This window comes from Candidatus Jordarchaeum sp. (genome assembly GCF_052745115.1).
In genome coordinates this window covers 1-10,953 of record NZ_JBRAKS010000121.1, presented here as the reverse complement: position 1 = coordinate 10,953, position 10,953 = coordinate 1, and the positions used below count along the sequence as shown (strand labels likewise).

Below are 10,953 nucleotides of genomic sequence, written 5' to 3'. Positions count from 1 at the left end.
CTCCACTATAAGGGTATCCCTACCCCCAAAAACTCATTTTCAAATACTGTTATAAAAGAAAAGGATATATATCACGTTAACCCATATCCTTAATAAAAACATTTCTAAAAAATTTTTTAGAGAAAAAGACCAAAACCTCAAAAAAATTGGAAAAAGAAATGTGAGGGAAGTGATTTATCAAAAGTCGAGGCAATCACCAAGCCTTTCTTTAGGAGAGGAAGAGAAAATGAATCCAACGAACAAAAAGAAATGTGTCCTAGGTTTAGCGATCATACTATCATTACTAATAGTAACAGCAATACCCCTAATTTCACCAAACAATCAATCGTCATTTCCACTACAAGCCAATACATTCGCCAATACACCGATATTTAATCCCATTACTCCAATTTCAAAGGATAATCCGCAACCAGTTGACCTCTGGTGGAATACTAGTTGGTGTTTCAGAAAAGAAGTAAACATAACCGAGCCAGGATATGTAAACAGGGTAAACGAGCCATATGAATTGAGTGGTATAACGTTCCCATCAGGTCACTGTCATAAGAATAGTATCCGTGTACTATATTATAACCACATTACTGCTAATTGGGTAGAAGTGCCTGTCCAGATACAGAATCCTGACCCGCCTAGTGGGGACATAATCACCAGCTGCGACTTGATTTTTCCCGTTAATGTCACAGCGGGCGGAACCTCAACCTATTACGTTTACTATAACGACACCTATACTGGACCCCCTAAGACTTATTCGACACCACTCAGTGTAAGCGTGGTTGGTAATAATAGTTATTTCACCTTTGACACTGGAGTAATAAGCGGCACTTATCAAATAGAGTATATAGTGTCTGACACGGACGCATCATTTCAAATATTCAGAGTCGGTGGAGTCAACCTTGTTCCTTCAAGTGGACTGCACAGGGGAATAGACCGTATAGACGCCGATGACCCTGGAAGAGACAGTTACGCAGTAGACAATCAACTAAATTGGACAGCCGAAATCATTGAAAATGGACCCATAAGAACCACTATAAAGATTTACAAGACGAGTACCGATAAATTTCTTGCAGCTGCTGGCGGCGGAAGCTACGGAACATTTAATAAGACTTATACTTTTTACGCCTACCAGGGCTATGTTGCCATCCAGACTGCAAGTCCAAGCGGTGTGGACCAGATTCCCATATATGATTTTGCAGTCATAGCAGTAACATCCAAATGGAACTTCTACGTGGATAATAATAATCGGGGAACAGCCACTAGTATTCCCTTTAGCGATGTCAAAGCAGGAGTCCAACCATTAAACTACATGGTTCTAGTGAGAAATGATGGTATTGGTTTCGGTCTTCTTGGAAGCCCCCAGTGGCCGAGGGATATAATGAATGGTACCAGCATAGAGTACGGCACGAATATAGATGGAGGTGTAAGCAGCTTCGGCATTAGAAACGACGATAGAGCTTCCAATGAGTACAAAATAAACGTACCCTTCAAATACTATGCAGTAGGCCTAACTGGAGGATTTGACCAAGCCGTAAACACATGGTACCAAGTGAACCAGCCTCTAAGTAGAAATGTAGGTAGTGAGGTAAGGATCTTCTTCCCACTGAAAGTTACAGTTAACGATAACTTTGGAAATCCTATACCGGGAGCAAATGTGAATGTCTACGAAGACCCAGCCTTATCCTTACTCAACGATACAAAATCCACAAACACACAAGGGCAGTGCATTTTCACCATATTCGAGAATTATACAACAGACCAGTATTGGATACAGGCTAACGTAACTGGAGATTATACCCCTGATACCACCTACTTGAGTCAGGCGTATAGGTGGAACCCTTTTGAAAACTTCTCAGAGCCTATTAGTAGCTTAACCATAAATATGAATATTACCCGAATTTATATTGAGGTTTGGGATAATGCCAGCCATCGAGTCCAGAACGCAAACGTAACATTAAACTACACAAGTGAATCACTCACAAACATCTCACAGATGGTTAACCAATACTTCGCAAACTGCTCGTTCTACGCTTACGCAAACCAATTGCTCAACATAGACGTGTATGTTGGCATTACTAAATATGATATTGAAAATATTACCATTTTAGGAACCACACAAACCGTAACCCAGCCCATAAACATGGACAACCCCAAGGCTTTCAAGGTCTACTTAAAATGGAACTTTGGGAGCACTCCAAGCTATCTGCAATGCGCCAATGGAACCCAGTTACTTAATATTTTCTGGACGGATGTGGTTAGATTCGACGTTTGTCTTAAAAATATCCGTGAGACTTGCATTGAGGCTCAGTGGATGAACTTCACTATTTATAATTCTCTTGGACAAGAAGTCTATAGCGACACGATGAACGCTACAGGAACCCCGGGTCGATATTACGCCCAATTTAATACAAGCATGATATCACTCCTTGGCGGTGAAAGCTACACTATAAGAGTAATTGCAAAACCCCAACTTCCAAATTATCAGTATCCGACACCCATCGATATTTTTATGCCATTGAAGAAACTTCCCGTTTTTCCTGATTTTATACCCAGTGTTACTACTTATTGGCGTCAAAACCTGGCCCTCTACATAACGATAGGCGGTTCTTATGAAGACACTCACCGCAGCCTGCCTGTGACCGGTGCTACGGTGCGTTTCACCATTTCAGGTACAGGATATGTAAACTGGAATATGGAATCTTGGGGAGCACAAGGACCAGGTTGGTACAAGATTCCCAACAATGTTATAGATGATTTAGTGCCGGGCAAATACGATATTACAATAACCGCCACCTTAGCGAATTATGATATACCATTAGTCAACATTCCATTAACTATTAACAGCATCCCAACCAAGATTGTGGCACCAACCACTAACCTTGAAGGATTTTTCGACGAGAATATTTCAGTAACCATTCAATTTTTGCATGATGTTACAAGCGCCGGAATTGTGAATGCAAATGTAACATGGACTATAAGAGAAAATACATCTGTTAATGGGGATTTGACTGATCCCTGGAATTTAGGTAACTACACAGGACAAATAACCGCTGGAACGCTCCCCTCCGGCGTCTATACTGTAATTATACAGGCAACAAAGACTAACTATACTACCCAGTTTGAGTACCTTACTCTTGATCTTAAGGGAACACCTACCGTTTTGGGATCAACACTTATGGTTCCACAATTATTTGGTTCTTCAGAGTATCTTTTTGCGGGCCCCCTGATTCAGGTTGAAAACTCTTGGTATTTAATCCCAGTCTCCTTCACTTATGAGGATCGCAATGGAACTGCTGTGCCAGATGCAAGTATTACAGTCTCACTCAATTTGCCAGTTTATCAATTTGGAGAAGGTTGGAAGAAGGGAGTCGTTGAACAAGATGTCCACACTTTACAAGTTGGTTCAGGTATCTATTTGATTCTGGTTCCCTCTTTTGGTTTGCCTCCAGGAGTATACTTTATGAATATTATGGCTTCGGCTACCAACTATCAGACGCAGCAGATACCCATCGTCTTGTCGATTAAGGAGAAAGCGGTACCCTTCGGACCGTGGAGAATTCCCTTATCAATGTTATTTACAATTATAGCGGCGATAGCCATTCCCACTACAGCTTTTGGAGCGTACACGTTCTATAGGAGAGCGAGAATACCTGCAATTATAAAGAGAATCGACGAACTAATAAAAGCAATAAGCCGCGGAGAAAAAGTAACTCCCAGACCCATACTCAGAGAAAAAGTTGTTTCAGCCATACTAAGCGAGGAATTAGCGATAGTGGGGGTGGAACCCAGAATTGAAAAGTACATACCTGTGGAGCTGGCAGACCTCATAGTGCCACTCCTGGTAGAGTCGGGAATGAAGGAGAAAGAAGCCTACGCACTAGCCATAGAACTTAAAACCGCACCCCCCGCCGATAAAGAGAGACTCCTAGAATCCGTAGGAATCCCCGGAGAAACAAGTGCAAGAATAATACAAATGATTGAAGAATACGAAGAAAGACAAGAACCCTTCCGCAAAGCACCAAAAAGAGAAACCCCAGAGGAGCCAGAAGAACCAGAATCAGAGGAGTCGGGAGAAGAATCTGGGGAAGAGCAGGAATAAAACGGAGAAGTGTAAGGCCCTTAAAAAGTTAAAGGGCTTCACAAACCCCCCTTCTTTTTTATATTAATTTTTACTAAATTATTTATCCCGTGGTAAGTGGTTTGAGCTAGGGCATCGCATATGTGACTATTGGTCACGGGCCAGACTCGCCCATTATAAGGGCAGCATTTTCGAATCATTTTCCACTTTGCATGTGGATTAAATAATGGATTGACTCTGCTTAATGTAGCCACCGGATAAAATGTTAAAAACTCTTTAGGATTCAAGAGCCGCTTATGTATGGCTCCTAAATGCTGGGAGTAATTATATCGGTTATGAAAGGATAAAAATTAACTGCGGCCTTGATGTTTGACTGTTTAAGGTTTTCCGGTCTTCGAAGAAGAGCTGTTCTCGGGGGTTCTAAAGGTGCTTGAGAATATTCTCCTTGATTTTTTTAGCCTCGGCTGTCCTCTTTTAGCTTTCTTCATTTTTTTCTAGATTCTGTGTTCTAATTCGGAAAATAAAATAAGCCCTATGAACGCTCCTTTCGGAGGTGAAATCAAGCGAAACTACATCGCTGGATAAGGTAGCTATTTTCTATAGCCATTTTTTTCTCCGGAAATAAATCAGCATTATCGCTCCGACAATCATCATTACAATTAGAACCATGTGGTATCCTTCAGGCCATTCGATTTCTGGCATCCAAGTGAAATTCATACCATAGATGCTGGCTATAAAAGTTAATGGTATAAATATTGTAGCTATAATTGTTAACACTTTGACAATTTCGTTTGTTTTATTGCTGATGCTTGAGAGATGCGCGTCAATCATTTCGGAGAGCATTTCTCGATAGATCTCGGTGGTTTCCATTACTTGAATAGTGTGATCATAAACATCTCTGAGAAATATTATGGTTGCTTTTTTAACCAGTGAGCATTCCCCCCTTTCCAGAACATTAATCACTTCCCTCAAAGGCCAAACAGATCTGCGTAAGAATAGTAGCTTTCTTTTAAGAGTGTGTATACTCTTTAAAGTTTTCGTGGAGGGCTCGGTTATCAGCACTTCTTCCACATCTTCAATTTTATCTCCCAGTTTTTCTAAAACTATAAAATAGTTGTCAACGATGGCATCTATTAAAGCATAAGCCAGATAATCAGGCCCCATCCTCCTTACCCGCCCTTTACTGGTTCTGATTCTATCCCTTATAGGGTTAAAGACATCTCCCTCCCTCTCCTGGAATGATATAACATAGTTGGAGCCAACAATCAGACTAACCTGTTCTATATTTATTTCATTATTTTTATCATCTTGATAGAGCATTTTTAATACAATAAATAGGTAGTTCTCGAAATCCTCTATTTTGGGGCGTTGCTCAGTGTTCATAATGTCTTCTAATATTAGGGGGTGTACATCAAAGTGCTTTCCTATTTTTTCTATAATATCTGCTTGATGAACACCGTCAATATTTATCCAGGTTACGGTTGGTGTATCTTTAAATGGAAAACACTCCTCAATGGTTTTCACTTCCTTTTCTTGAAAGTGCGCTTCATCATAGTCCAAAACCCTAATTTTCACTTTTGCAGTAACCTTTTCTCCAATATGTACCAGCGTTCCCGGAGGCAGACCAACCATTTTTGAAGATTTTCTAAACAATTTGAACCTAGGCATCACAATCAACCCCGTTTATATACCGATTATAAAATTTTTTACGTATATTGAAATCGTCAGAAAATATTTTGGTGAACTCAAGTTTCCAAAATACATAGTTATTAATTAGAGAAATATCATTAAATTCGCTAAACTATACATCCGCATTTTTTATTTTTTAGGATTCTAACCTGGTCCTTAATCGAATCCACATACTCGGTTTGTATCTCATCTCCAGTTGCCAATTCTATTTTAAGAGGGCTATTGTGCTTATATCCTCTTCTCCTCATCTCACCGATAAGCTTTTCGTGTCTCAAATACAAACATTTTAGCTTACCTTTCCACCTTAAGGTTTCCGGATGCTTGGAATACCCCTTTTTACCCTGTGTCAGAATTGCCCAAATAGCGTGAAGCTCCCTATGCTCCCCCAGCAAATGATTACGACACAAATTTTCCGGCGGAATATCCCAAATACGCATAAACACCACTATCTTTTAATGCACGTAGAATTACGGTTTTAATAAATCTTTACTCTCAAATACATAAGCAATATTACTAAAAAAATAGATTCATGTTGATAAAAAGAAACAACATCTGTTTCGGAGGAGGATTTCTGTGCGATTAAAAGATAAAGTAGCCATTGTCACTGGGGCTGGTTCAGGTATTGGACGAGCCACAGCTAATCTCTTTGCTAGAGAAGGGGCAAAAGTCCTAGTTGCAGATATTGAACCAAGCTTAGGAAAAGATATTGTTGAACAGATTTCAAAAAACAAAGGAACCGCAGTTCAAGTCGTGGTCGATGTTTCCAAGGCTGACCAAGTTAAAAAGATGATTGATAAATGTATAAATAGTTTCGGAAAACTGGACATCCTGTTTAACAATGCGGGAATAGAGGGGCCAAAAGGGCTATTATGGGAAAACGAGGAGGAAGACTGGAACAAAGTAATCGACGTGAATCTGAAAGGCATATTCCTGGGCTGCAAATATGCGATTCCTCATATGATGAAGACAAAGGGTTCCATCATAAACACGGCATCAGAGCTGGGACTGGTAGGTACCACCAGCCACCCCGCGTACTCCGCCTCAAAAGGAGGAGTGATAGCGTTAACACGATCACTAGCTTTGCAGTGTGCCCCCTACGGAATCCGAGTAAACTGCATTTGCCCCGGAGCCACAGAAACCCCTCTACTTAACCGATGGATAGGTGAAAAACAAAAAAAGCAGAGAACGCAGGAAGTAATTAAAGAAATACCTTTAGGTCGCCTGGGCAAACCGATAGAAATAGCGTACGCAGCACTATACCTAGCTTCGGAAGAATCTTCCTTTACTACCGGTTCCATCCTGGTGATTGACGGTGGCTCCACTTCCCAATAAGCGAAACTCTTATTGCGAGCAGAATCCTATAAGCAAGGAGTTACTAAAAATCTCCAATTTTTACATGTACAACCATGGTAACTTCAGTTTTGACGAAGTGCAACAAGCTGATGAGAATGGATAAAATAATTTATATTAAAGAATTTAATTGATGTGAGTGATGTGTCTTCAGGACAGTAAAAAGTATTTAATCAAAAGGGAATTATCTGAATTGTTGAGGATAAGCAGTTTGATGAAATCATTTTTCAGAAATTTTAGGAGACGTTAATATGAGTAAGAATAAATCCAAACCTAATGTTAAAAGGATGGAAGCAAGCAAAGATGTGCAAAGTCTGATAGAGACTTTAAAATATGTTGATGAGGAGATTCGAGAAAATGCAATAGAAGCCCTTGGCAGGATAAGGGAGAAAGAGACAATAGAACTCCTTGTGCAAGCCTTAAGAAGTATATATTGGGAAATTCGAGAGGGAGCAGCGGAGGCACTGGGAAAAATGGGAAAAACAGTATTAGAACCAGTAACTGACGTATTAAAAGATGATGATATATACGCTAGAGGAGGAGCGGCCGAGGCACTAGGATATTTGAAGGATAAGAAGTCGATAGAATTACTTATTAAAGCTCTAAGGGATGAAGATGGCTATGTTAGGGAGAAAGCAGCAGAAGCCCTAGGAAGGTTGGCTGACAAAAAGGCAATAAACCCACTTGTTCAAGCTCTAAAAGATGAAGATAGTTATGTTAGAGCAGAAGCAATAATTGCCCTTGGGAATATAAAGGATCCAAAGGTGATTGATCCTCTTATCCAGGGTTTAAAGGATGAAAATGTAGAAGTGCGAGGAGCAGCAGCAATTGCTCTTGGCGAAACAGGAGACAAGAAGGCAGTGGAACCACTAATTCAGGCTCTGAAAGATAAAGAGAGCAGTATTAGATGGGAAGCCGCCAAGTCTCTCGGATGGTTAGGAGATAAAAGAGCGATAGAACCATTAATTCAAGCACTAAAAGATAAGGATCGGAAGGTTCAGGAAGCTGCCAAATCAGCCTTGGAGTTGATCAAAGGGGAAAGAATCCTATAATTAGGAGTAGCCTTTAGGATGCTAACCTTTTTTTGAGAATTGCTCTTCAAGCTCAAACTTCATAATCTTCCCAGTAGCCGTCCTTGGAATAGTATCCGTAATTTTCACTTTTTTCGGGATCTTGAATTCAGCTAGCTTACCCTTACAGAAATCTATTAACTCCTTCTCGCTAACAGTCTCACCCTCTTGGGGGACAATTATGGCTGTTACCGCCTTTCCCAAAACTTTGTCAGAAAGACCAATAACCGCGCATTCCTTAACCTTGGGGTGCGACGTTATCAGATCCTCTACCTCAGGGGCAAAAATCCGGTCGGTTCCACTGATTATCATATCTTCAACCCGGCCCACAACATAGAGGTGCTTGTCCTCATCGAACCGCCCGAGGTCCCCAGTGTGCCACCATCCGTTTCGAAACGCTTCTTTTGTCTTTTCAGGATTTTTGTAATATTCGGGGTTGAAAGCGGGTGATCTACAGATTATTTCACCGATTTCTCCTAAGGGCAAGTCTCTGTCCTCCTCATCCACGATTCTTAATTCGACACCAAAAATGGGGGTTCCAAGGCTGGTGAGTTTTTTCCGCTTCATCTCGGGATTGCACCAGGTGAGAAGAGCGGTGTCAGTACTACCATAGTACTCTGCTATATTGTCTGTGAAGTATTTGTAGGTGGCGTCTCTTATCTCCGTGGTTAGGGGGGCGGCGGCGTAAACTATTACTTTGAGGGAGCTGGTGTCATACTTCTGAAAGTCGGGCACCATCATCAATAGGCTAGCCATTATGGGTACAAGATTAACGTAGTTAACTTTCTCCTCCTGTATAGCTTCCAGAATTTTTTGCGGATCAATTTCCGTGATGACGTTTTTACATCCACTAATAATTCCTCCAAGCACCGTAGCCCATCCCACCCTATGGAATAGGGGAAAAACAGTAAGCAGGACCCAGCTTGAGTCCAGACCGAGCTCCATTAGCACCGGTAAAATTACAATAATATTATGATAATGGGACATTATGGTGGCTTTGGGCAGCCCCGTGGTTCCTGAGGTGTAATTTAGATACTGAGGGTCGTCTTGAAGCATGGGCACATCCGGCTCCTCGGTGGAGTAACCTGTTGCCAACTTTTCATAAGGGATGGTGACTTTTTCTTCTCCCTCACCCACGTATATGTAGTGCTTGACCGTTTTTAACTTGGGCTTTAACCCTTCCACCAGGTTTTTGAATTCGCTTTCATAGATTAGAGCTTTGGCTTCGCATTGATTTATGAGTTGTTGAATATCGTCTGGGGTAAGCCGGTAGTTTTGGGGAGCTGCGATGGCTCCAATTTTGGCTAGTGCAAAGTAGGTTTCTACCAGTTCCACATTGTTCATCAATATTGCGGCTACGAAATCACCTTTTTTTATTCCCATCTTCATTAGCCCGTGGGCTAGGCTGTTGACTCTAGTGTTAAGCTCATTGTAGGTTAAACGTTTGCCCTTACAGACTATCGCTTCCTTGTTGGGGTGCCTCCAGGTAGCTCTAACCAGCTGGTTTCCAACGGTTAGATGTTTGTTAAATTCAATACTCATAATTTTCCCTCGTTCTAGAATTTGATTCTATTTTCTGTATCGGTTTAATAACTTTTATGGTGGTTGAACTATTTACACTTTTTTAACAGATTTTACTATTAGGGCTTTTTTCAAGAACTTTAAAAAGTTGCTTTACGGATCTTACCCTTATTTAAGGTAGTTTTATAAGCGATTGTATTCTTTTAGAATACGGTGAGATTTTTGGAATTCAAAGTCACCACTCTCAGGTTGCCTAAAGAAACGATCAAGGTGCTTGAAGAACTTGCAAAAATGCTTCGCAGGGAGAAATCGGATATTATGAGGGAGGCTTTACAGATAGGTGTTCGAGAGATGAAGATAAGATTAGCCCTAGAGCTATACTCGGAAGGCAAAATTTCTTTTGGAAAAATGAGTGAGCTTACGGGTTTAGGTTACAGAGAGCTTTCCATAGAACTTAGACGGAGAAACTTTCCTCTCCGCTACGGGGAAGAGAGATTCGATGAAGAAGTCAAGCAGCTGGTAGATTAGTTGACGGCGACCTCGGACGCTGGACCCCTCATATGGCTGGGAAAGTGTGAACTTTTACACTTATTAAGGCAACTATACCGTGAAATAGCGATTCCAGAATCAGTCCACAAAGAGGCAGTGATAATCGGACTTGAAAAGGGCTACGAAAACGCCCAAATAATCAAGAAAGCCCTCAACGAAGAGTGGATAAAAGCTTACAAGGTGGATAAAAAATTCAAAGAAAAGGTAGAAACAATGGAGAAAAAAATTAGCACTGAGTTAGGTGCGGGAGAACGCGAGGCTATAGCTTTAGCCCTGGAGAAGAAGACCTCCATTTTGCTCACCAATGATGAAGACGCTTATCTTGTGGGAAAAATATTAGGCTTGAATCCTAAGGGCGTCCTCTACGTGCTCTTAAAGAGCGTAAAGGAAAAACACCTAAGCAAGAAAAAAGCGAAAGAATCCCTAAACCACATGCTTCAAGAAGGCTTCTGGCTCTCCCCAATAATCGTATACAAATTCTATCAAGCACTAAACCGCCTTTAATAACCCAATTCTAAAAAAAATTGTTCTAAAATACTTTTAAATCGGAAGTACTAAACGAAAACACGTAAAACCACTTCTGAAGGTTAAAAAATGCAATATGATGATATTATTAAAAGGCTAGAAAGCTTGAAGAACCGTTGTCCGAGACTTACCCATTTAGGACACCGCCTAAATGGTGTTCGGTTCCTGCTTCATAGGGGA

The 10,953-nt window shown here is 40.9% G+C and carries 8 protein-coding genes and 1 pseudogene; 5 read left to right on the top strand and 4 right to left on the bottom strand.

Annotated features, from left to right (window positions below; genetic code table 11):
- Positions 1-226: 226 nt before the first annotated feature.
- Positions 227-4,090, top strand: coding sequence for a hypothetical protein (locus ACUVXA_RS10150; RefSeq protein ID WP_445871143.1), 3,864 nt, complete (start codon positions 227-229; stop codon positions 4,088-4,090).
- 38 nt (positions 4,091-4,128) lie between these two features.
- On the opposite strand, the pseudogene ACUVXA_RS10145 reads toward ACUVXA_RS10150, so the two are convergent.
- The 3 genes and pseudogenes from ACUVXA_RS10145 to ACUVXA_RS10135 all read right to left on the bottom strand — a co-directional run.
- Positions 4,129-4,374, bottom strand: a pseudogene (locus ACUVXA_RS10145) (MGH1-like glycoside hydrolase domain-containing protein); the annotation flags it as partial.
- Positions 4,375-4,666: 292 nt separating this feature from the next.
- On the bottom strand, positions 4,667-5,737 hold the full coding sequence (gene corA, locus ACUVXA_RS10140) for a magnesium/cobalt transporter CorA (RefSeq protein WP_445871142.1): 1,071 nt from the start codon (positions 5,735-5,737) through the stop codon (positions 4,667-4,669).
- 128 nt (positions 5,738-5,865) lie between these two features.
- Positions 5,866-6,195: a pyrimidine dimer DNA glycosylase/endonuclease V gene (locus ACUVXA_RS10135; RefSeq protein WP_445871141.1), complete on the bottom strand. Its 330-nt coding sequence runs from the start codon at positions 6,193-6,195 to the stop codon at positions 5,866-5,868.
- Positions 6,196-6,331: 136 nt separating this feature from the next.
- Here ACUVXA_RS10135 and ACUVXA_RS10130 point away from each other — a divergent pair, with 136 nt between their 5' ends.
- Both ACUVXA_RS10130 and ACUVXA_RS10125 read left to right on the top strand, forming a co-directional pair.
- Positions 6,332-7,090, top strand: coding sequence for an SDR family NAD(P)-dependent oxidoreductase (locus ACUVXA_RS10130; RefSeq protein ID WP_445871140.1), 759 nt, complete (start codon positions 6,332-6,334; stop codon positions 7,088-7,090).
- Positions 7,091-7,359: 269 nt separating this feature from the next.
- Positions 7,360-8,160, top strand: a complete 801-nt coding sequence (locus ACUVXA_RS10125; RefSeq protein ID WP_445871139.1) for a HEAT repeat domain-containing protein — start codon at positions 7,360-7,362, stop codon at positions 8,158-8,160.
- Between the two features lie 21 nt (positions 8,161-8,181).
- Here ACUVXA_RS10125 and ACUVXA_RS10120 read toward each other — a convergent pair whose 3' ends face one another.
- Positions 8,182-9,720 carry a class I adenylate-forming enzyme family protein gene (locus ACUVXA_RS10120; protein WP_445871138.1) on the bottom strand — a complete coding sequence of 513 codons (1,539 nt, stop codon included), beginning with the start codon at positions 9,718-9,720 and terminating at the stop codon, positions 8,182-8,184.
- Between the two features lie 201 nt (positions 9,721-9,921).
- On the opposite strand from ACUVXA_RS10120, the gene ACUVXA_RS10115 reads away from it, so the two are divergent.
- Both ACUVXA_RS10115 and ACUVXA_RS10110 read left to right on the top strand, forming a co-directional pair.
- Positions 9,922-10,227, top strand: coding sequence for a UPF0175 family protein (locus tag ACUVXA_RS10115; protein ID WP_445871137.1), 306 nt, complete (start codon positions 9,922-9,924; stop codon positions 10,225-10,227).
- A complete protein-coding gene (locus ACUVXA_RS10110) occupies positions 10,228-10,752 on the top strand; it encodes a DUF3368 domain-containing protein (protein ID WP_445871136.1) in 525 nt (174 codons plus the stop codon).
- Positions 10,753-10,953: the final 201 nt, after the last annotated feature.